This is a genomic window from Ignavibacteria bacterium, assembly GCA_016707005.1.
In the GTDB taxonomy this organism is placed as follows: Bacteria; Bacteroidota; Ignavibacteria; order Kapaibacteriales; family Kapaibacteriaceae; genus UBA10438.
In genome coordinates, this window is record JADJIQ010000001.1 from 412,480 (window position 1) to 434,511 (window position 22,032).

The 22,032-nt window shown below is 53.4% G+C and carries 17 protein-coding genes, 3 tRNA genes and 1 pseudogene; 12 read left to right on the forward strand and 9 right to left on the reverse strand.

All coding sequences use genetic code 11. The annotated features are described in order from the left end of the window. Positions 1-61 precede the first annotated feature (61 nt). The 6 genes from IPI29_01830 to IPI29_01855 all read left to right on the forward strand — a co-directional run bounded on the left by IPI29_01830 (position 62) and on the right by IPI29_01855 (position 4,663). Positions 62-134: transfer RNA gene (locus IPI29_01830), tRNA-Gln, on the forward strand. A 27-nt stretch (positions 135-161) separates the two neighbouring features. Further along, a complete protein-coding gene (locus IPI29_01835) occupies positions 162-1,109 on the forward strand; it encodes a ribose-phosphate pyrophosphokinase (GenBank protein MBK7411278.1) in 948 nt (315 codons plus the stop codon). Between the two features lie 34 nt (positions 1,110-1,143). Then, a complete protein-coding gene (locus IPI29_01840; GenBank protein MBK7411279.1) occupies positions 1,144-1,728 on the forward strand; it encodes a 50S ribosomal protein L25 in 585 nt (194 codons plus the stop codon). Positions 1,729-1,927: 199 nt separating this feature from the next. Next, a complete protein-coding gene (locus IPI29_01845) occupies positions 1,928-2,506 on the forward strand; it encodes a YceI family protein (protein ID MBK7411280.1) in 579 nt (192 codons plus the stop codon). A gap of 114 nt (positions 2,507-2,620) precedes the next feature. Beyond that, on the forward strand, positions 2,621-3,961 hold the full coding sequence (locus IPI29_01850; protein ID MBK7411281.1) for a hypothetical protein: 1,341 nt from the start codon (positions 2,621-2,623) through the stop codon (positions 3,959-3,961). A 105-nt stretch (positions 3,962-4,066) separates the two neighbouring features. Then, a complete protein-coding gene (locus IPI29_01855) occupies positions 4,067-4,663 on the forward strand; it encodes a YceI family protein (GenBank protein ID MBK7411282.1) in 597 nt (198 codons plus the stop codon). A gap of 14 nt (positions 4,664-4,677) precedes the next feature. Here the strand turns inward: IPI29_01855 and ispG are convergent. The 9 genes and pseudogenes from ispG to recJ form a co-directional block, all read right to left on the reverse strand. After that, positions 4,678-6,590, reverse strand: a pseudogene (gene ispG / locus IPI29_01860) ((E)-4-hydroxy-3-methylbut-2-enyl-diphosphate synthase). Between the two features lie 2 nt (positions 6,591-6,592). Then, on the reverse strand, positions 6,593-7,522 hold the full coding sequence (locus IPI29_01865; GenBank protein MBK7411283.1) for a rhomboid family intramembrane serine protease: 930 nt from the start codon (positions 7,520-7,522) through the stop codon (positions 6,593-6,595). 3 nt (positions 7,523-7,525) lie between these two features. Further along, on the reverse strand, positions 7,526-8,773 hold the full coding sequence (locus IPI29_01870; GenBank protein ID MBK7411284.1) for a phosphoglycerate kinase: 1,248 nt from the start codon (positions 8,771-8,773) through the stop codon (positions 7,526-7,528). Then, positions 8,722-9,711, reverse strand: a complete 990-nt coding sequence (gene gap / locus IPI29_01875; GenBank protein ID MBK7411285.1) for a type I glyceraldehyde-3-phosphate dehydrogenase — start codon at positions 9,709-9,711, stop codon at positions 8,722-8,724. The genes IPI29_01870 and gap overlap by 52 nt, the downstream gene beginning before the upstream one ends. A gap of 79 nt (positions 9,712-9,790) precedes the next feature. Further along, positions 9,791-10,360, reverse strand: a complete 570-nt coding sequence (gene ruvC / locus IPI29_01880) for a crossover junction endodeoxyribonuclease RuvC (protein ID MBK7411286.1) — start codon at positions 10,358-10,360, stop codon at positions 9,791-9,793. Continuing rightward, positions 10,357-11,088, reverse strand: coding sequence for a YebC/PmpR family DNA-binding transcriptional regulator (locus IPI29_01885; protein MBK7411287.1), 732 nt, complete (start codon positions 11,086-11,088; stop codon positions 10,357-10,359). Before IPI29_01885 ends, ruvC begins: the two co-directional genes overlap by 4 nt. Positions 11,089-11,131: 43 nt before the next feature. Then, complete coding sequence (locus IPI29_01890) at positions 11,132-12,589, reverse strand: PQQ-dependent sugar dehydrogenase (protein MBK7411288.1); 1,458 nt, start codon at positions 12,587-12,589, stop codon at positions 11,132-11,134. Between the two features lie 66 nt (positions 12,590-12,655). Continuing rightward, positions 12,656-15,430 (reverse strand): ATP-dependent helicase, encoded by a 2,775-nt coding sequence (locus IPI29_01895; GenBank protein MBK7411289.1) that lies wholly within the window; start codon positions 15,428-15,430, stop codon positions 12,656-12,658. Between the two features lie 23 nt (positions 15,431-15,453). Next, a complete protein-coding gene (gene recJ, locus IPI29_01900) occupies positions 15,454-17,085 on the reverse strand; it encodes a single-stranded-DNA-specific exonuclease RecJ (protein MBK7411290.1) in 1,632 nt (543 codons plus the stop codon). Positions 17,086-17,237: 152 nt separating this feature from the next. Between recJ and rsgA the strand changes: the two genes are divergently transcribed. From rsgA to nuoD, 6 genes are all read left to right on the forward strand, one after another. Then, entirely contained in the window at positions 17,238-18,293 is a 1,056-nt protein-coding gene (rsgA, locus tag IPI29_01905) for a ribosome small subunit-dependent GTPase A (protein MBK7411291.1), read from the forward strand. 45 nt (positions 18,294-18,338) lie between these two features. Beyond that, positions 18,339-18,425, forward strand: a tRNA-Ser gene (locus tag IPI29_01910). Between the two features lie 9 nt (positions 18,426-18,434). After that, positions 18,435-18,518: transfer RNA gene (locus IPI29_01915), tRNA-Leu, on the forward strand. Positions 18,519-18,622: 104 nt separating this feature from the next. After that, on the forward strand, positions 18,623-19,558 hold the full coding sequence (locus tag IPI29_01920) for a polyphosphate kinase 2 family protein (GenBank protein MBK7411292.1): 936 nt from the start codon (positions 18,623-18,625) through the stop codon (positions 19,556-19,558). After that, positions 19,555-20,520, forward strand: a complete 966-nt coding sequence (locus IPI29_01925) for a hypothetical protein (protein MBK7411293.1) — start codon at positions 19,555-19,557, stop codon at positions 20,518-20,520. Before IPI29_01920 ends, IPI29_01925 begins: the two co-directional genes overlap by 4 nt. A gap of 93 nt (positions 20,521-20,613) precedes the next feature. Then, positions 20,614-21,906 carry an NADH dehydrogenase (quinone) subunit D gene (gene nuoD / locus IPI29_01930; protein MBK7411294.1) on the forward strand — a complete coding sequence of 431 codons (1,293 nt, stop codon included), beginning with the start codon at positions 20,614-20,616 and terminating at the stop codon, positions 21,904-21,906. Positions 21,907-22,032 lie beyond the last annotated feature (126 nt).

Below are 22,032 nucleotides of genomic sequence, written 5' to 3' on the forward strand. Positions count from 1 at the left end.
TTTCTCGCCCCCTACCTTTTGTCATTATTTGGGAAGGCGCTATATTTGCGGCTCTCCCAATTGGGGCGTCGCCAAGTGGTAAGGCAGCGGTTTTTGGTTCCGCCATTCCGTAGGTTCGATCCCTGCCGCCCCAGCAAGAAAGATCACAAGCCGGAAAACCCGTGGACTCAGAGATAACCATCGTCGCCGGCAGGTCTAACTTTGACATCGCGCAGAAGATCGCACGGGCGACACATCGCGAGCTGTCAGAAGTTACGATCCGCAATTTCAGTGATGGTGAGATCTGGGTCAAGTACGAAGAGAATGTACGCGGTGTTGATCTCTACATCGTTCAATCGACATTTGCTCCGGCGGACAACCTGTTGGAGCTTTTGATGTTGATCGATGCTGCCAAGCGTGCTTCGGCTCGCCGCATCACGGCTGTGATCCCGTACTTTGGATATGCGCGTCAGGATCGGAAAGATCAACCTCGGGTGGCGATCACGGCGAAGCTGGTGGCCAATCTCCTTGTTGAGGCTGGTGCCAATCGTGTTGTGACCATGGATCTTCATACGCCGCAGCTGCAGGGGTTCTTCGATATTCCTCTCGATCACCTTTACGCTTCAACGGTAACAGTGCGGATGCTGAAGTCACTTGGACTTCAGAATTTGGCAGTAGCCGCGCCGGACGTCGGAGGTGTGAAAACAGCTCGGGCCTATGCAAAGATGCTTGGTGATGCAGACCTCGTGGTTGTTGATAAGCGTCGGCCAAAGCACAATGTTGCTGAGGTGATGAATATCATCGGTGAAGTGCAAGGGAAGAACATCATCATCATTGATGATCTGATCGACACAGGCAGCACGTTCGTTCAGTGTGCAGAATCATTGAAAAAAGCGGGAGCAGAGACCATCATCGGGGTCTGCACCCATCCGGTGTTCTCCGGCGAGGCGGTGGAACGGATCTCGAAAAGTGAAGCGCTTACCCGCCTTTACGTTACCGATACCATCCCACTTCGTGTAGAGAACCCAAAGATCGAAGTTATCAGTGTGGCCGGGCTATTCGCCGAGGCGATCATCCGTACGCACGAGAATCAATCCATCAGCTCGTTGTTCGATAAGGCAGAGAGCTGATCCACCTCGACAACATTCATCGACAGGTACTACCATGAGTCAGATCGTCCTTCAAGCCGAGCCACGTGAGCCGGGCCAGACCGGAGCCAAGCAGCTTCGCCGCAATGACCGCGTCCCAGGCGTGTATTATGCAAAGGGTCAAGATCCTGTGCACTTCTCCGTTCAGAAGCTTGCTCTTCGTCCGGTGGTCTATACAGCCGAAGCCAAGACCGTTCGCCTCGAAGTTGATGGCAAGGGGCTCCTTTGCGTCCTCAAGGATGTGATGTTTGACCCGGTAACGGACAAGATCCTTCACGTTGACCTGCTCGGCGTAGCAGCCGGTGAGAAGATCGCCGTAGAGATCCCGCTTCACATCGTGGGCCTCTCGATCGGTGTTCGTGACGGTGGTAGCTTGGAGCACGTGATGCACAAGGCCCATGTCCGCGTAGACCCAACGATCATGCCTGAGCACATTGACATTGATGTGTCGGATCTTGTAAAGGGTGCTGCGATCCATATCAGCGATCTCAACATTCCTGGTGTGGAATTCACAGACCGTCCGGATGCAGTGATCGTGGCCTGCCATGCACCTAAGGTTGCAACTGCTGAAGAAACAGCTGAAGCCGCCAAGAAGGGCTGATCGAGCCTCACGATCAATAATGAACTTCAAGAAGGCCTCCCGAACGGGAGGCCTTTTTTCGTTGTGGGAGGTCGGTGTGGATGAAATGACGATGAATTAATACGTACCCTGACAAAAGTCATAGTTGGGGAGTTGACTCTCCCCGAGATTCGTACCCAAGAGTAAGACATCACAGTTCAAACACGCTGGGAGGCGAACAATGAAAACGGTTCTAATGGTTGTATCCTTATTCCTTGCGATAGGGGCCTTTGCTGAAGCAAAGGCAGATAAATACAGTGATAAGACAGTTTCGATGAAGATCGATGGAACGTCCACATTGCATGACTGGACCACTCCAGTTGGTAAGGTGAAGGCAAATGGTGACCTCACTGTTGCAAATGGCGAACTTCAGGCCGTTAATGCCATGTGGGTTCAAGCAGACGTCCTGTCCATTAAGTCCGAAAAAGGCGAGGACATGGACGAGAAGATCTACGAAGCTCTCAAGTCTGAAGAACATCCGAAGATCACGTACAACATGACGTCCATGAAGTCGATCAAGAAGGTCGGCGCGGAATACGTTGTCGAAACGAATGGCGATATGACGATCGCCGGTGCTACGAAGAAGATCGACATGACAGTTAAGGGGACAGTTCAGCCCAATGGTGATGTTGTCTTCACGGGTTCTGTGAAGATGATGATGACCCATTATGGCATGGACCGCCCAACGGCCATGCTAGGCATGATCAAGTGCGGGGACGCGATCACCGTGTCCTTTACGCTGACGATGAAGAAGTCCTAAACTCGAATCACCCAACACTCATTCACATCTCTGGGGACTGAAATGAAAATGACGCGACTACTCGCAATCTCGCTCGTGCTGCTGTCATCGATATCGATGGCAACGGCACAATGGATGGCGCCTATCCAATATTGGCGTCCGTATGACAAGTCCGGCTTGGGAATCTTTGAAACATCAAAAGACTCAGGTGCTGCATTCACAGGTCTTGCCGTTCGCATCGGTGGCGGTTTCACGCAAGGGTATCAGATGCTGAGCCACGAGAACTATGTAACGAACTCCGATGGCAAGCTCAATGAAGCTCCTGCCGGTGGATGGCTTCGTTCGGACTCGGCCAACGCGCTCTATAAGATCGGTGCCGGCTTCAACAACGCATCTGCGAATTTGAATATCGACGCCCAACTCGCACGTGGTGTTCGCATGAACCTCGTGCTCTATCTCTCGGCACGTCACCACCAAGAAACATGGGTCAAGGGTGGTTACATCCAGATCGATGATCTTGGATTCCTCAATAGCTCCTTCTTGAACGACCTGATGCAGTATTTGACGATCAAGGTCGGTCACATGGAGATCAACTATGGTGATGCCCACTTCCGTCGCTCTGATGGTGGTTCAACGATCTACAATCCGTTCATCGAAAACTACCTTATCGATGCCTTCACAACGGAGATCGGTGCCGACCTCACATTCCAACACAGTGGCTTCCTTGCTGTTCTCGGTCTGACGAATGGTGAGATCAAGGGTAACATCGTTCCTCTTGCAGACACACTTGACAAGTCGCCAGCCATCTATGCAAAGCTTGGCTATGATGGCAAGGTGAACGAAGACTTCCATTATCGCATCACCGGTTCCATGTACACGCAATCTCAGTCACCACGGAACACGCTGTTCTGGGGAGACCGTACTGGATCGAACTACTACATGGTAATGGAAAAGCAGTATTCCACATACAATACTGTTCAATCATCAACCACTGCTCAAGCATGGTCCGGTCGTATCAATCCGAACTTCGGAAACAACGTCACAGCGTTTGAGTTCAACGGCTTCCTCCAATTCGGCGGACTGGAACTCTTCGCAACGTATGACATGGCAACAGGTGCTAACAGCCCTGCAGAGCACAACTCAACACTCGGCGATCGCAGTATGTCCCAGATCGCTGCTGATCTCCTCTATCGCTTCGGCGACAGCCGCAACTTCTACCTTGGTGCACGCTATAACGGTGTAACAGTTGAAGAAGGTGCTTTGAAGGCAGACAAGAGTGATTACCTCCAAACGAACGTTAGCCGCATCAGCTTCGCTGCTGGTTGGTACATTCTTGATCAACTCTTCCTCAAGGCAGAGTACATGATGCAGAACTACAATGACTATCCAGCAACTGCAGATGGCTTCGCTTCGAACGACTATCGCAATGGTGGAAAGATCAGTGGTCTGACCATTCAAGCTGTCGTAGGCTTCTAAAACATCGGCCCCCAATGGCTGTGAACATGACGTCCGGACCTGCGATCAAATGCGATCTCAGGTCCGGCGTTGTTTTGTTCTGATCTTTCATCCGTAGCTTTCACCATGATCTCTTCTACACTTCTCAGCCTCGCTGTCCTGCTTCTCTCTCCATTTGGAGTCCCCCACGACTATCCCTTTGAGATCGAAAAGGGGAGCAAACTCTACATTGAGGGCACGAGCAATGTGAACTCCTTCGAGTGTATGTGTACGGATGAGTTCAATCCTCAGACTGCCAAGATCACCCTCAGCGATGATGAGCGTCAAGTATGGTTCACAGGCACAACGTTGAAATTGAAGACGTCACTACTTGACTGCGATAACAGCAAGATGAACCGGGACCTCTGCGAAGCTCTGAAGTCCGAAGATTACCCATACATCCGTATCGATCTGCACGATGCTCTGATAACGGAAGGTACTTTCGATGATCCCAATGGGGCAAAGATCACGTGTAATGCCTCGATCACGATCACGAACATCGCACGCAAGGTGTCGCTGATCGTAAAGGGCCGAAGACTTAGCAGCGGCCGATATCGCTTCATTAGCACCAAGGAATTGCTCATGACCGATTTTGGTGTTGAGCCCCCTACAGCACTTCTTGGATTGATCAAGGTCCGCAATTCGATACGCATCAATTTTGACCTGATCACAAAAGGGGGCTGACCCGTTCGTTAGCTCTAGCTGCGCTCTACCCAGCGCCCATCGGTCTTGATGATGTCCATCAGCGCATCCACTGCACCGGCAGCCGGGATGTTGCGCTGAACGATGTCTTGGCCTCGATAGAGCGTGATCCGCTCGGGACCCGACCCTACGTAGCCATAGTCCGCATCGGCCATTTCGCCCGGACCGTTGACGATGCATCCCATGATGCCGATCTTCACACCCTTGAGATGATCAGTGTGTGACCGAATGAGCGACGTGGTCTCCTGCAGGTCAAACAGTGTTCTTCCGCAGGACGGACAGCTGATATACTCTGTCTTTGTCATGCGAGTCCGCGCTGCCTGCAAGACATTGTACGCGAGCCGAAGAGAGAGTGCTTCATCGCGGCGCTCAGCGATACCAACGGTTAGCATCACTCCGTCGCCGTATCCGTCCACGAGCAGTCCTCCCAGGTCGGTGGCTGCATAAAGCGCAGCAACATCCGGAGAGTGAGCATCCAATTGCCGTTCAAGGATGATCGGTGTTGTGATGCCGTTCAGAAGGATCGTATCACATGCCATGCGCATGCTGGTGTAGTATGATCGCGACTCACTTCGCAGCATCAACACGGCTGTGGTATCGGCTCCAATTTGCTCCAGGAGCTCATGCGTGATCTCGCGGATCTCACAGCGCACGATGTTCATCACGGAGTGACGATCCGTGGAGCTGAAATACTCGGCCGCTTCGATGAGCGGTACACAATAGAAGCGATCTGAATGTGTGAGCCAACTGCGATGATCAAGGATCTGCCGCGTACCTGATGGAGCCATGAAGGTCAATGGGGAGGTGCCCATGTAGAGCAACTCCGCGGCTTGATCTCTCATCGTCCATTTATCCGTTACGGGGTCATAGACGTGACCAACTGCAGCTAAGTCCTCCATGCTCACGTTCTCGGCTCCTGTAAGGTCTGCTATGACCCTCGGAACGTTGTCGAAGCCAATGCTAGCCACGGCACGGGAACTCCGCCTGTGGTACGAATACGGATCTCTCACGTATACCTCCGTGCAAGAGCCTGTGCCACGGGGATCTCGGCCTCCGGTTCCTCGGTGAGAGAGACGCGGATGGTGTCACCAAGTCCGTCCTCAAGCAGGGTGCCGATTCCTAATGCACTTTTCACACGACCGTCTTCGCCGTCTCCGGCCTCGGTCACACCGAGATGCAATGGATATGGTTTGAGACCTTCATGTTTGAGACGAGCCACAAGCAGTCGGTAGGCTTGGATCATGACGAGGGCATTGCTCGACTTCATCGACAGTACGATGTTGTCATATCCTTCATCGTCTGCAACACGAAGAAACTCCAACGCAGATTCAACCATGCCGTGGGGGTTGTCTCCGTAACGACTCATAATGCGGTCCGATAACGAACCATGATTGGTTCCGATACGCATCGCCGTCCCATATTCCTTGCAGATACGGATAAGGGGCAGGAAACGGTCGCGAATACGTTCCATTTCGGCAGCGTATTCGGCGTCAGTGTATTCGATCACATTGAACTGCTTCTTGTCAACATAGTTCCCCGGATTGATCCGAACTTTCTCTACTACCCGGGCGGCTATCTCCGCAGCATTTGGCGTGTAATGGATGTCGGCTACAAGCGGTGTGGTGTATCCGCGAGCGCGAAGCTCCTTGCGGATCTCTTCGAGATTCTTGGCCTCACGCATGCTTGGTGCTGTGATGCGAACGAGTTCGCACCCTGCATCGATCATCCGTATGGACTGTGCAACAGTGGCCTCGGTATCCATTGTGTTCGTGGTGGTCATGGACTGCACACGAATAGGGAAGGACGAGCCCAACCCCAGGTCACCAATGGCAACGTCGATCGTCTGTCGGCGTTGGTACGTCGTCAGGGATTCGCAATACGACGGGAGAGCAACGTCAGAAAGCTGCATGATCAGAGTTGTCGGCTTACTTCAAAGAGAACACGTTTCTCTGCCTCCGTCAAGCTATGATAACCGGCCTGTGAGATCTTGTCGAGTATCTCATCGATCATCTCTTGCGTGATAGGAGCCCCGTCTACAACAAATCGTGTTGGGGTACTGGTTCTTGGAGGGGGCGGAGCAGTAGGCGTCATCACCTCGCGACGTTCATACCGAGACGGAAGGTCTCGGAAATCGGCCTCGATGATATTGTCTTCATCGCGAAGCCGTGATGGGATGGGGCCGCCCTTACGATCGATCATACGGAACAACGGCTCGCCGAACTTGAGCAACAAGTAGCCGCCAAGTGCACCGCCAAGGTGGGCGAAGTGCGCAACACCGTCACTTGTATTGAAGAGTCCGGAGAGAAGGTCGATACCTGCATAGATCATCACAAAGATGCGTGCAGGGATCGGGAAGAAGATCGGGAACATCATCACCGGACGTGTTGGGAACGTAAGGCCGAATGCCAACAACACTCCCATGATCGATCCCGATGCTCCTACGGTTGGTCCAAGTGTCTCTTTCAGCAGGGGGCTGATGGCGATATGGACAGCGCCAGCTGCGATGCCGGAGAGAAGGTAGTAGGTGGCGAACTTCTTCGTACCCCAGAGGTTCTCCAGCTCCATGCCGAACATCCAGAGAGCGAGCATGTTGAAGAAGAGGTGACCGAACGATCCGTGCATGAACTGGTAGGTGAGCAACTGCCATGGCATGAATCCGGATTCTACGGGCCAGAGGGCAAAGAGCGTCATCACGGTCTCTTCTACCGGACGTCCGGAATACGTGAGCCCCATCAGGAAGACGGACTGAACGAGGAAGATCGCTACGTTGGCAGCGAGGAGGAACTTGATGAACGGCGGGAAGACGGCGTAACCGCGACCCTGACCAAGGTTTGGTGACATGTGTTATCGATCCAGTGCAACAACGCCGGGCAGCGTTTTGCCTTCGAGAAACTCGAGTGAGGCACCGCCGCCGGTGGAAACGTGAGTGACGTGTGTTGCCTGACCGAATTGCGAGATGGCAGCAGCTGAATCTCCACCGCCAACGATCGTGATCGCCCCGTTGGCCGTAGCCTTGGCCATGGCGTCGGATACAGACCGCGTTCCGGAAGCGAAATTCGAGAACTCAAACACGCCCATTGGACCGTTCCATACCACTGTTCCGGCAGCTTCAATGATCCCAGAATAGGTCTTGGACGTCTCGGGACCGATATCAAGCCCCATCCAACCATCTTCGATCTCAGTGACGGAGACCACGGTTTGCTCGGCATCATTGGAAAACGAACGAGCTGCTACTGTGTCGGTTGGCAGGACAAGCTGAACATTGCGAGAAGTCGCGTCCTGCAGTAACTGCCGTGCAAGGTCGATACGGTCCTCCTCTACAAGCGAGGAGCCAACATTATGCCCCTGCGCCTTAAGAAAGGTGAACATCATTCCGCCGCCGATGAGAATGGTGTCGCACTTATCCATGAGTGCGGAGATCACATCGATCTTCCCTGAGATCTTTGATCCACCCATCACACTTACAAGGGGGCGGGCTGGTTCGTCCAGGGCCTTGCCGAGGTAGGCCAGTTCCTTCTGCATGAGAAGTCCGGCACAGACGTTTGGAAAGAGCGCCGCAACTCCAGACGTACTCGCATGTGCTCGGTGTGCTGTACCAAATGCGTCGTTGCAGTAGACATCGCCACTCACGGCCAACGCCGCACAGAAATCGGCATCATTTGCCTCTTCTTGCGGATAGAACCGAAGATTCTCCAAGAGTACAACATCGCCCGGCTTCGCAGCGGCAACGGCCGTTGCCGCTGCCTCACCAATGCAATCTTCTGCGAAGTGGACAGATGCGCCATCGGCTTCAAGAAGTTGTACAAGACGGTCGGCAACAGGTCGCAACGAATACTTGAGTTTGCGTTCTCCCTTTGGGCGACCAAGGTGCGACATCAGAACGGCGATCCCACCGTTCTTGATGATCGTTCTGATGGTAGGGAGCGACTCACGGATGCGGTTATCATCCGTGATCGCTCCGTTTTCATCTTGAGGGACGTTGAAGTCAACACGCGTCAGAACACGTTTGCCGCTGACGTCCACATCTGCAATGCTGGTGATCACGCACTCACCCGGAGGAGGAGATCCACGATGCGATTGGAATAGCCCCATTCATTGTCATACCAGCCAACAACCTTCACCGTATTGCCAAAGGACATCGTGCTGAGTGCATCGAAGATGCATGAATGCGGATTACCAACGATGTCACTGGATACGATCGGATCGGTGCAGTATTCCAGATAGCCCTTGAGTGGACCGTCGGCTGCAGCTTTGAAGGCGGCGTTGATCTCATCCTTTGTTGCCGGCTTGGAGAGGACAGCGGTAAAGTCTGTTACCGAGCCATCAGGAACTGGAACGCGGAATGCAAGTCCGTCAAGTTTCCCCTTCATCGATGGGATCACTTCGCTTACTGCCTTTGCTGCACCGGTAGTTGTTGGGATGATGTTCACAGCGGCAGCACGTGCGCGACGCAGGTCTTTGTGCGGAAGGTCAAGGATATTCTGATCGTTCGTGTAGGCATGAACCGTTGTCATGTAGCCTTGTTCGATACCGAAGGCATCATTGAGGATCTTCACCATTGGAGCAAGACAGTTCGTAGTGCATGATGCATTGGAGAGCACGTTCATGTCTGCCGTGAGCTCATCGTCATTCACGCCGAGCACGATCGTTCCATCCAGCTTGTCCTTCGCCGGTGCTGTAAGAACCACCTTGCGTGCGTGTGCGAGGTGCTTGGTGAGAGCTTCCTTCGATGTGAAGACGCCTGTTGATTCGATCACCACATCAAGCCCCTTCCATGGAAGATTCTCGATCTGCTTTTCTGCGGAGATAGCGATACGTGCACCGTCTACGATGATCGTTGAGCCATCTACTTCTACTGTACCGTTGAAGCGACCATGGGCCGAATCATATTTCAGGAGATGTGCCAGTGTTGCTGCGTCAGTAAGGTCGTTGATGCCCACGATCTCTACATCGAGTCCGCGTTGCTTGATTGCACGAAAAACAAGGCGTCCAATGCGTCCGAAACCGTTGATCGCGATCTTGATGGCCATTTGGGTGTCCGTTCAATGGAATGTGAGAAGGAATCGTGGGCGCAAAAATACCATGAATGCGCCGAATGGCTGTGATCCCCTAGGACTTCTTCACCTTGGACGGGTTCTTCTCAACAAAGTCCTTCCATGCCTGACGTTTGGAGGTGGCTCCTCCGCGTTTAAGGGCAGGGGGCGGGCCACCATTTACAGCGTGGCAGATGGCTACGGCAAGCGCATCCGTTGCATCGAAGAACTCATGTGTCTCCTCGATCGAGAGGATGGCCTTCACCATATGCTGAACTTGGTCCTTTGGAGCGGCTCCTCGACCCGTAACGCTACGCTTTACCTGCATCGGCGTGTATTCGATCGGATCGTGTCCGGCTTGGGCGCAGGCAAGCATTGCAACGCCACGGGCGTGGGCAAGCTGGACGATGGAGAGCACGTTCTTCGCGTAGAAGACCTTCTCCATTGAGCATACATCAGGTGAGGTGCGTTCGATCACGGCGGCAAGCCGGTCATGGATCTCGCGAAGTCGGGCAGGGAACGAGGAGGTTCTCCGTTTTACGGCAACAACGCCGTATTCAACCAGGGTCATCGTAGAGCCTTCTACGTCGATAACGCCGTAGCCACACACAACGGATCCCGGATCGATGCCGAGGATGCGCATCACTCGTCGTCTCTCAATTCGGCATTATGAAAGACGCTTTGTACATCGTCGTTGTCATCAAGTGCATCGAGAAATTTCAACAGCTTGTTCTCGATCTCCGGATCGTCGATCTCTATCGTAGTGTTCGGCTCAAAGACGATGTGTTGTTCCCGAACACTGAGACTCGATGCAACAACGGTGTTGGCGCATGTGCCAAGCATATCAACGGCGCAAATGATCACTGCTCCGTCATCGATCATTACAACATCATCTGCTCCTGCCTCAAGTGAGATCTCAAGAAGCTCTTCCTCTGAGCGATCTGTCTCGATCCGGATCTCGCCCTTGCGCGTGAAATTCCAGTTCACGGAGTTGGTCTCGCCGAGTGCGCCGCCATATTTGGCGAAGGAGGCTCGAAGTTGTTGTGTTGTTCGGTTGCGGTGGTCTGTAGTGCAGACAACGATCACGGCCACGCCGCCAGGCCCATACCCTTCATAGGTAACGTCCTCGTAGGTAAGACCTTCTAGTTCACCCGTGCCCCGCAGGATTGCGCGCTTGATGTTATCCGCAGGCATCGAAATCGCCTTAGCGTTCTCGATCGCCATGCGAAGTCGGGAATTTCCGTCTGGGTCGCCCCCTCCAATACGTGCTGCTACAATGATCTCCTTCGAAGATCTCGTAAAGAGCTTGCCACGTTTTGCATCTACAACAGCCTTACGCCGCTTGATGTTTGCCCACTTGCTGTGTCCTGCCATTGGGCAAAACTACAATGCAAGCGTGAACGACGTCGAAACGATATCAACGACTGAACGTTGCCGTCTTGGTTGAAGATTCGTTCTTGATAACGAGCATGTAAACGCCCGAGGCCAATGAAGCTGTTGGGATCAACACCTCTGTAGCGGAGGAAGCAACTTCCACTGAGTACATCGTTCTACCCTTGATGTCCACAACAGAAACGGTCCATTGTGATGGGGAGGCTTCATCCAGGCGTATCCGGAGTTCGTTTCGTGCAGGGTTCGGTCCGTAGCTGAAGCCAGCTGAAACGGCAAGATCGGACCCTTCAACAGAGGTAGGATTATGAACGGCCGGATTCTCAAGAACAACGATGCGACCGCGTTTTGCATCTCCACTTTCGTACAGAGCTGCGTAAACTCTACCGTCTTGAGCTACAGTTACATCCATGATACGCTCGGTCTCTCCCTCAAGTGAGAGGTCGATCAACTGGCCTTCATCAAGCGTCATTACATCGTCCGATGGACGCGTAGCATCAATATTGGTGACCAAACCGCCTTCATTGAGGTTGGCGACAACCAATCCTCTTCCACGTAACGTGCCGATCAGCAAGGAGTTCGTCCAGTCCGGTATTGCATTTGAGCCATAATAGGCCATTCCACTTGGAGCCTGATTCATAGTAGCAAGGGGGCACTTCATCCCCTGAGGGGCACTTGTGCAATAGCCTGCTATGTTCAACCAACCGTAATTTGAACCGGCTTCGAGGCGATTAACCTCGTCAAAAGAAAGTGGGCCCATTTCCGTAGAGTAGATCACTCCGGCGTTGACAGAAGAGGTAGGCGGGACCTGTACAAGGCCAAGTGGGTTGCGATGCCCTGAAGTATAGATGTATGAACCTGCACTTTTGGGGAACGTTTCAGAGAAGTGGGGATTTGACGGAACGGCTTCTCCTTCAAAAGTCATACGTATGACCTTGCCATTCACGTTCTCCATCTTGTTAGGGTCGAGATTGTCGTAGGACCCAACACTCACGAGAAGCGTATTGTCAGCCAGCGTTTCCAAGGTAAGGCCCTGCGACAAAGGGACGCCTCCTGTTGCAAAGATTCGCCGTGGTTCAATAAGCTTTTCACCATCGAAACGGTACCGCTCAACAACCAACGTGTCTCCTACCCGTGTTGACGTGACAAAGACTATAGGGGTGCCTGTGGTGAAGGATGGGTGCAGGGCAATGCCATAAAGACCACCGCGCACATTGGGATCACTCGGGCTCACTGAGATGTCAACCGTAAGAACTGTTGTGGTAACCCCTGTAATAGGGTGGACACGAAGCACGTTCCCACTCACCCGGTCTGTAAGCCAAAGGTAGCCATCGTTCCCTTGAGTCATGCTGGCAGGATACCCAACGTTGTCAGCCAACAATCGCAAATTCAATTCAGTACCCTTGGGCAGGGTGATTGTGCGCTGAGCATACGAAGAGACTGCTACGCAGATCAACGATATGAGAATAAGGATCGGACGAGCCATGGTCACTCCCAAAGGGATGGACGAATACATGAGTGACAATCTACAAACAAAAATCCCTCCGTACAACTACGTATTACGTTGTACGTAAATCCTGGGAAGTTGACGGATCGCTTGAGCATAGGCTGGGGAGAATTGGAGAACTGACGGTGACCCTATCAAAATGAACTGATGTCGGGCCCGGGTCATTGCCACATTGAGCTTCCTATCGATCACCACGCCATTCACCTCGGTAGGAGAGACAATACTCTCAAGCTCTGCTGGTTCCCGCACACAGGTCCCGTAGAGGATCACATCGCGTTCGCTGCCTTGGAAGCGCTCAACGGTGTCCACGGACACCACGCCGGTCAGTTCGGTAGGGAGCATCGCAAGGATGGCGTTGTTCTGGACGCGAAATGGGGTGATGATGCCAATGGATGTCTCGTGTCCAGACCTAACAGCGTGGCTGTGAATTGCAGTAGCAAGGTTCACAAGAACACGGGCTTCTGCCTGGGCCTGATCGTCCGAGGATTCTACGGAAAGGAAACCCGTCCTACTCGGCAGGATCTCCGACCAAGGAAGGGGCTCCTTGGAGCATTGCCAACCCGCAAGGGTATTGAGTTTCCCACCGTAGAACGTTCTTGAAACGAAGTCCATAACGTCCTGATGCATCCGCCCTTGTTTCGTGAGCATCGCCGTTGACCTCTCATCGCCCCGCTTGGCAGCACAACGGATGAGGCGTTCAAATGCCGACATTCCAAGAGACGTCATACAGATCTCTTCAAAGGCGGGTCCACGGACGACCAATGCATCCTGACGTTGGGTAACAACGGCAGGCAGTTGACATTGGTCACCGATGAGGATGGCCCGGCCAACTCGGCTTGTGATGCCGATCAACGGTGTCTCCAGGATCTGCGACGCTTCGTCGACCACGGCCGTTGTGAACGCACCGAATTCCCAGATCTCTGCACTGGAGTACAAGGACTGCACGGTAGAAACGATGCACCGCGATTCAGCAATAGCGTCCGATAACTCTTGCGGAGAAAGACGTTGTCCGAGTACGGGAATGGAACGTTCACCCAAAGCCCCTTCACTACTTCCGTGACGGAGGTGGGCAATTCCATGGTGTGCCAGTACAGCTGATATCTCGTTGGCAGCGCGGTTGGTATAGGCCACGGCGAGCACTCGCTCGTTGGGACGGTTCACGAGATCGGCAACGATCGATCTCAGGACGGCGGATGTTTTGCCAGTTCCAGGCGGACCCTGGATCAGGAAGAGTTCGTCGCTGGCCAAGGCACGTTCAATAATGGATTTCTGTTCGGACGTGAGCCCTATTGCGTCGATCTCCTTGATCGGAGAATGATGCGGGTCGCGCCTGCCCAGCAGCACGGATCGCTTCGATTCCGGTGTATCAATGAATGTTCGGATGGCTGCGTAGAAAGATCTCACCGATGTGTCGAGAACGTCCTGTTCTAGGATCCACCGTCGACCAATGAGGTCTTCTACCTCGGCGTATTTGTTCCGCAGAGATACTTCAAGTTCAAGCGGACCGATCGTACGAAGAACGGCCTTGAACAACGGTCCGTCACATGGTCGTGCCTCACCATTACTCTCAGGATGAAGGATCACGGGATCACCGATCCTTAAAGCACAGTCTGTAAGGGGCTCCTGCCTCCGCAAGACAAGGTGCATGCGGTCCATGTTCGATCCTGACTCATCGAGTTCGAGATCCGTGATCACGGTTGAGGCGCGCCTCTTCTCTGTGATGTCCTGTCGCCACAAGTCGGCGGTGGATCGTGAAGAGCCCCCTCCAATTCTCACCATTTCGTGATCGGCCGAGGTAAATCCAAGCCAGGCACGCACAACCAAGGCCTCTGTTGCATCGAGGTAGGTGAGGGCCGCGGCCAGGTCGGCGCGGGCATGTTCGTCATATGAAGAACCGCCCGTGACCGAACCTGACTGCATGATGCGTCGAACAGGACCTATCTGTCGCTTCGTAAGGGCAAGATCATTGGCGATGATCACGTTCCGGGCTGCGATCAAGAGGGAAAGCCATTGGTCGACGTCGTTCACTGGGCGTATCGGGACGTGTTCCGCTTGTACGTACCAGACCTCGGCCGACACCGTTCGACCTGGCTCCGTTGCCTGCACCAAGGCCGTATAACCAGCCACCTGTGCGGCATGATCAGGTCTGACGGAAACTCCGGAAGCCGCCGAACCTGCCTTCATTTCGATTACTCGGGTTGTATCTCCGTTGCGTACACAGATGTCCGCTCTGCCCTGTAACCCGAACGTAGGGGAGATGTAATGGGGCTCCAACGCGATCATACCGTTTGAGAACGTGGTGTATTGGGCTCGCAGAGCCGACATAGCCCGCGTTAGAACGTCGTTGATCTTGCCCAGAGAGTTCTCTCGAGCCGCGGCGGCCAAGGAAAGTGGCCTTGTACGCTCGGCATCAGCCATGATGACCTCGTCAGAGAGGGTTGGCTGACGTGTGAGAATATCAAAGGCAGTATTGACCAAGGTGCCTGTGAGCGCTAGGCTCATCGCTCCTGAACGCCGCATTCGCTTTACAAGGACCTGATCCTCTGCCACTCCGGAGGTGGTGACGAGTTGAGCCGCCTCTGTGATGTCTACCACAACGTCTGGGTCGAGTACGATCCAAGTTCTACCTGAGCCCCCTGATCGAGTCACTACTCCGATCTCACGTCCGATCAAGATCTCCCGTGTGGATAACCATGTGGACAGACCAAGTGATCGAGGTGGTAGATGAACGGTGTGGATAACCCCAGAAGCATCTTCAATAACAACGTGTTGCTCAGATTCGCGAACCTCAGTGATGCGTCCGCGTACCGAGGAAAACACCTGTGGAAAGTCGAAGGCGCTCACTACTCCGGTCGGAGATCTTTGATACGAAGCTGGGGTGTTGTGGACCCGTTGAAGAGGTTCTCTTCGAGAGTATAGACAACCGAGAACGGTCTGCCGTGACTACAGTCATTGATCTTATGCCCAAGGTTGAAGCCTATTGCATCAATAGCAAAGTTCTTCTGTAAGGCGCGCAGCTTTAAGTGGTTGTTTCCTACGATCTTAACGCCATTGGCTGACACCACATGTTCTGTGTGGAAAACCGGGCGATGATTCTTATATCCGTATGGAGCAAACTGCGCCAAGAACTTGAAAAAGCTTGGAGTTAGTTCGTTGAGCTGTAAGTCCGCATCGATCACAATCTCAGGTTTCAGCATATCGGCCGTGAGTGCATCAGCGGCGATCTTATCGAAGCGTTCGCGGAGTTCCGGGATACGGTCCACCATCAAGGAGAGTCCGGCAGCGTGTTTATGTCCACCGAATTCAATGAGAAGGTCTTCGCATTGTTTCAGGGCACCGTGGATATCAAAATCCTTCACCGAGCGAGCCGATCCCTTGGCCATTCCGTCGATCGTAGTGAGCATAACCGACGGCACGTGGTATTTCTCCACGAGCCTTGAGGCCACGATGCCGATCACCCCGGCATGCCAGTCATTGGAGTGGAGGATCAGGGCTCGTCCGCTACCTGAGATCAACTGGGCTTCTGCCTGACGGGACGCTTCTTCGAACGTGTGTTCGTCGATGGTTCTGCGTTGGCGGTTATCGTGTTCTAGTTCCTGAGCGATCCGGAAGGCCTTAAGCTCATCCGGTTGGATCATCATCTCCACGGCGCGGCGCGGATCGCCGAGACGTCCGGCAGCATTGATCCGCGGAGCCAGTCCAAAGATCACGCTGGCGTTTGTGAGCTGTCCAAGATGCAGGCCGGCACAATCCACCAGCCCCTTAAAGCCCGGACGCGGGTAGGAGTTGAGGAGTTCCAGACCAAAATGACTCAGGATGCGGTTCTCTTCGATCAAGGGGGCGATATCAGCCGCCGAGGCGATCGCCACAAAATCGAGGTATTCGTAGGCCAACTCCGGATGTCCGTGACGTTCCGAGAGGGCTTGCAGGAGTTTGAACGCTACTCCGCAGGCGGCAAGTCCCTTGAACGGATAGTTGCAGCCGGGTTTGATCGGATCGAGGATGGCATGGGCATTGGGGATCTCTTCGGCTGCCTGGTGGTGATCGCAGATTATCACGTCGATACCAAGCTCGTTGGCGCGGTCAACTGCGCGCGAGGCCGTAACACCCACGTCTACCGTTACCACAACAGTGGCACCGGCTTCGCGTGCGCGCTCAACGGATAGCGGCGTGAAGCCGAATCCCTCTTCTAGGCGACTGGGAATGTGGTAATTGGCGTTTGCCCCGATCTTCCGGAGGAAGTGCAGGACCATCGCCGCGCTTGCTGTGCCGTCCACGTCATAATCACCGTGGATCCAGATCATCTCATGTGCTTCGATCGCCTTGTCGATACGGTCAACCGCCAACTCCATCCCATCCATGAGCCATGGAGAATGGAGTTTATCCAGTGATGGTTCAAAGAACCGCTGGACAGCGTCGATCGTATCAATCCCTCGTCCAACGAGCACTCTGGCTATTGGAGAGGGGACATTCAATTCTGAAATTATCTGTTTGACGGCAAGTTCATCTTTACATTCCCGGTTGATCCACCGATAGTTCAACTTGATCCTGTTAATTTGAATTCAATCAGCCTTAAGATACGACCGTAAGCCCCCTACTGTCAACTTTCATTCACACTGAAATTCACGTGTCCCAACGAAAACCTCTGCAACCGGCAGTATCCGACGAAGAAGGCATAGGCTACCAGGCTCGCACTCGGGAACGTGCGAAGCGTGCTGAGCGAACAAAGACACGGATCAAGCAGGGGAAGGTGATAGATCATAAGGGGTTACGCGGAATTGTGGCAACGCCGATCGGTCCAAATTGGATCGTTGCCGTTGACCATGAGTTTTGGATCTGCGGCGTGTCGGGCGTAGTGGATGTGCCCCATACGTCCACGATGATCGTTGTTGGAGATGTGGTATGGATTGAGCCCGAGCAGGACCGAACGGAGCTTGGCGATCTTTCGGCCAACATCGTCAAGGTGGAGCCCCGTATCACCGTGTTATCGAGAAAGGCTGCCGGCAAGGCCCAGAAGGAACAGGTGCTGGTGGCCAATGTTGAGCAGCTTGGGATCGTGATGTCGGCAACGTTGCCGGACTACAACAAGCGCCTTATCGACCGATATCTCATCGCTGCCGACAAGGGAGATCTTGAGCCCTTTATCGTGATCAACAAGATGGACCTGATCGATCCGCAGTATTATCCCGATTTCGAAGACGACCTGCATGTCTACATCGAGCAGTTGGCATTGCCGGTGATCTTCCTGAGTGCCAAGTCCGGTACGGGTATGCAGCAACTTCAAGACATCCTAGCCGGGCGTTCCACCCTGCTCACCGGTCCGTCGGGCGTGGGGAAGTCCTCCATGATCAATCGTTTCACTGATGCACGTCAGCGTGTAGGGGCGATCTCCGAAAAGTATGAGAAGGGGCGCCATACAACCACCGCATCGTTGGTGATCCCGCTACCGGGCGGGGGGATCGTGGTTGATTCACCGGGCATCCGTGAATTTGGGATCTTCGAACTCGAAGCAGGCGAGCTCCCGTTCTACTTTGAGGAGTTCACCCCATATGCGGCTCATTGCAAATTCGCGCCGTGTTCGCACACACATGAACCGAATTGTGCTGTAAAGGCTGCCGTAAAAGCAGGTGAGATCGATGAGGAGCGATACGTATCGTATTTGAATCTGAAAGAAACGTTGTAAACAACCTTCTTCCTATCTTTGCGGCCCCATGAAGCGCTGAGAAATGGAGAGGTGCGAGAGTGGTTGAATCGGGCGGTCTCGAAAACCGCTAAGGCAGCAATGCCTTCGAGGGTTCGAATCCCTCCCTCTCCTCTGCGGTTCGGGCGAGTGCTGAAATTGGCAGACAGGCGGGTCTCAGAAGCCCGTGTTCGCAAGGACGTGTGGGTTCAAGTCCCACCTCGCCCACAAGATGAAGGACTAGGTGCTAGTTACAAGTTACTAGTTACTAGTTACTGGTTACTGGTTACGACGTACAGAGAGAGGGTCGATAGTTGTAACTAATCCCGGCAATGGTGCAAAAAGAACCTACTTCGGCTGAAGCTCACATTGCCACTATTGCGGGGTCATTTGAACGTGAGCTGCACAAGCTCAAGGTAGCAGAAGGCAAGGCCGCAAATCTGCGAAAGCGAGCTACCGCATATCGTGGCAAGCTCTTTACCAAGGACACGGCAAGTGGGCTACTCGACCTCAGTGTTGAGCGACTTTCAGCATTGCAGGACAAACTATACGCTCACAATCAATACGGCATGCTCATCTGTCTTCAGGCGATGGACGCTGCCGGAAAAGATGGGGCTGTCAAACACATCCTTTCTGGACTCAATCCGCAGGGTGTCCGTGTTACGTCGTTCAAGCAACCGTCGAGTGAGGAACTCGATCACGACTTTCTGTGGAGGCATTACCGAGCACTACCTGCAAGGGGAGAGATCGGGATCTTCAATCGCTCGCACTATGAAAACGTGCTGATATCTCGGGTTCATCCAGAGATCGTTCTTGGTGAAAACCTTCCGAGCATCAACCCGATCGCGGACATCACAAAGGAGTTCTGGGCTGAACGACTCCACATGATTCGCCAGTTTGAAAACATCGTAGTAGGAAGTGGCACCCTCGTTGTAAAGTTCTTTCTGCACGTTTCCAAGGAAGAACAGTGTAAGCGATTGATAAGTCGGATTGATGATCCAACCAAGAACTGGAAATTCTCCGTTGGAGATGTTCTAGAGCGTGCATATTGGGATGATTATCTTGACGCTTACGAGGAAGCAATTTCGGCAACCTCTACAGCTGATAGCCCGTGGTACGTTATTCCCGCTGACGACAAGTGGTATGCTCGTGTTGCCATGGCAACGATCATTCATTCGCATATGGACTCGTTGAACTTGTCATACCCAACACTTTCACCACAACAAAAAAGCGCGCTGAGAAAGGCGCGAAAGGAGCTCCTCCGTTGAGAATCATCCATGTACTTCTTCTCACCGTTTTTCTCGGCGCAAGTCTCCAAGCAACGGCCGATGGAACACCGAGGAAGAGCAAGAAGCCGGCTTCCAAGGCAACTCTCAATGTACCAGAGCCACCCGCAGAGTTGGTGATACAAGAACAACAACCGAGTCAGGTACAGAAGTCTGCTTCACGTTCTGCATCAACAGCGCCAGTTTCCGTGTCGATACCGCCTGTGCAACTACCGTCGGATCCGCAAGACACCTATCGTGAGCAATGGAGATTTGTTGCGCAGAGACGGATTGGAAGGTACCGGGTTATGCTGCCCGCAGGCATGCAACCAGGTCGACGGTATCCACTCGTGATTCTCTTTCATGGCAATGGAAATTCTCCCTCCGTGATGCTCAATTGGGCCCGTGAACTGAAGCTCGACAGTACGATGTTTATCTGCCCAGAAGCCCCATACGTAAAGCTTCCGGAGACGATGTCCTCCGGAGCGCCTCGATACACCGCCATGGCTGATGCCATGGGAATGAGTGATACCGTTTCACCAGAGGCCGTGTCTCTATCTGCCGACTGGTATTACGATGTGATCCGGGATGCTCAGCGAACCTTACCAGTAGATACCTTACAGAAGCCATCGCTGATAGGATTCTCTCAAGGTGGATTTTATAGTCACGTTGTGATGACCCGTCACCCCGATGCCTTCTCCTCCGTTGTCTCCATTTGTGCAAGCATGTATCCTGAGGGTAAGGTCTTTGAGCGCTATGCCGGACTTCAGTCATTTGATCTCGGCATCATGGTTGCTCATGGTCGACAAGACACGGTGGTGCCGTTCCAAACGGGCGAGAGCATCAAGAACGCTCTCGAAGCTGCCGGCATGCAGCCATTGTTTGTCCCATTCGATGGGGGGCATTGGCCGTCGCCGGTAGCCACAGAACGCATCCGCCAGTGGCTTCTTTCTCGGAGAAAGTAGCCTCCTTCCCCATGTTTCGTAAATTTGAGCATGTGTGGAATAACAGTATTCTAGCACTCGATTTCTAGCATTCTACCACTCTAGCATTCTAACATGAGCCTTCCCGTCTCGAACTCCGCCACGATCGAACGTGTTGAAAAGCTGCGTCAGAACAAGATCCTCCGCGAGGTACAGGACAAAGACACTGTTGCGATGTTCGAGGATCCGCTTGAGAACGATATGGTTCTCAACATGGGTCCGCAGCATCCGGCAACACACGGTGTGCTGCGCGTTTTGCTTCGTCTTGACGGAGAGACGGTTGTGAAGTGTGTTCCTGAGCTGGGATATCTGCACCGTGGATTTGAAAAGATCGCCGAGAACTGTACGTATCACGAGTTCATTCCACATACGGACCGACTCGACTACATCTCGCCGATGTCGAACAACGTTGCGATCTGTATGGCCATTGAAAAGGCTGCGGGTATTCATGTGCCGGACCGTGCGGTATGGATCCGTATGCTGGTGAGTGAGCTTGCTCGTATCTCGTCACACCTTTTGGCTATGGGCGCTACGTCCATGGACGTGGGCGCTATGACGGTCTTCCTTTGGACGTTCACCGAACGTGAAAAGCAGTACGACCTCTTCGAACGGATGTGCGGCGCTCGCTTCACAACGAGTTTTGCTCGCATCGGCGGCGTAGCCAATGACATCCCGGACGACGTCCTGCGCGACACGCGTGCATGGCTGAATCAATTGCCGGAGCGTATGTCGGAAGTAGAACGCCTCGTTAACAGAAATCGCATCTTCGTTGATCGTATGGCCGGCACTGGCTACATCTCGGCAGAGAAGGCCATTGAACTTGGACTCTCCGGCGCAACGTTACGCGGATCCGGTGTGAACCGCGACCTCCGCCGCGACGAGCCATACATGTTCTACGATCAGGTGGACTTTGACGTCATCACCCGTAATGATGGCGACTGCTATTCGCGCTACATGGTCCGCGATCTCGAGATCTGGGAATCAATGAAGATCTGTCACCAGTGCATCGATAAACTCGAGTCAATGCCACGTACCCCGGTTCTTGCAGACGATCAGCCACAAACAGTTCTCTCCCGCAAGGCCAACATCTACACCAAGATGGAAGAGCTGATCAACGACTTCATGATCATCAACTTCGGAACGATGCCGCCCGTAGGCGAAACCTACACGGCCATTGAATCTCCAAAGGGCGAACTCGGCTTCTTCATCGTGAGCGATGGCACCGGTCACCCATGGAAACTCAAGATCCGCTCCCCGTCATCCTCCAACCTTCAGGCCCTGAAATTCATGGCCGAAGGCGCCATGGTCTCCGACGTGGTTGCGATCATCGGTAGCATCGATCCGGTGATGGGTGAAGCAGACAAGTGAGTTCAGAATAGCGAATAGCGAATAGCGAATAGCGAATTCCAAAGTTCGCACATTAGCACACTAGCACACTAGCACACTAGCACACTAGCACACTAGCACACTAGCACATTAGCACACTAACGATTG

Bases quoted from the DNA above. Each gene is read 5' to 3' on its own strand.
- IPI29_01920 (MBK7411292.1), top strand. From the start codon at position 18,623: ATGGTGCAAAAAGAACCTACTTCGGCTGAAGCTCACATTGCCACTATT.
- IPI29_01840 (MBK7411279.1), top strand. From the start codon at position 1,144: ATGAGTCAGATCGTCCTTCAAGCCGAGCCACGTGAGCCGGGCCAGACC.
- IPI29_01885 (MBK7411287.1), bottom strand. From the start codon at position 11,088: ATGGCAGGACACAGCAAGTGGGCAAACATCAAGCGGCGTAAGGCTGTT.
- IPI29_01890 (MBK7411288.1), bottom strand. From the start codon at position 12,589: ATGGCTCGTCCGATCCTTATTCTCATATCGTTGATCTGCGTAGCAGTC.
- IPI29_01855 (MBK7411282.1), top strand. From the start codon at position 4,067: ATGATCTCTTCTACACTTCTCAGCCTCGCTGTCCTGCTTCTCTCTCCA.
- nuoD (MBK7411294.1), top strand. From the start codon at position 20,614: ATGAGCCTTCCCGTCTCGAACTCCGCCACGATCGAACGTGTTGAAAAG.
- IPI29_01870 (MBK7411284.1), bottom strand. From the start codon at position 8,773: ATGGGGCTATTCCAATCGCATCGTGGATCTCCTCCTCCGGGTGAGTGC.
- IPI29_01850 (MBK7411281.1), top strand. From the start codon at position 2,621: ATGGCGCCTATCCAATATTGGCGTCCGTATGACAAGTCCGGCTTGGGA.
- IPI29_01845 (MBK7411280.1), top strand. From the start codon at position 1,928: ATGAAAACGGTTCTAATGGTTGTATCCTTATTCCTTGCGATAGGGGCC.
- IPI29_01865 (MBK7411283.1), bottom strand. From the start codon at position 7,522: ATGTCACCAAACCTTGGTCAGGGTCGCGGTTACGCCGTCTTCCCGCCG.
- gap (MBK7411285.1), bottom strand. From the start codon at position 9,711: ATGGCCATCAAGATCGCGATCAACGGTTTCGGACGCATTGGACGCCTT.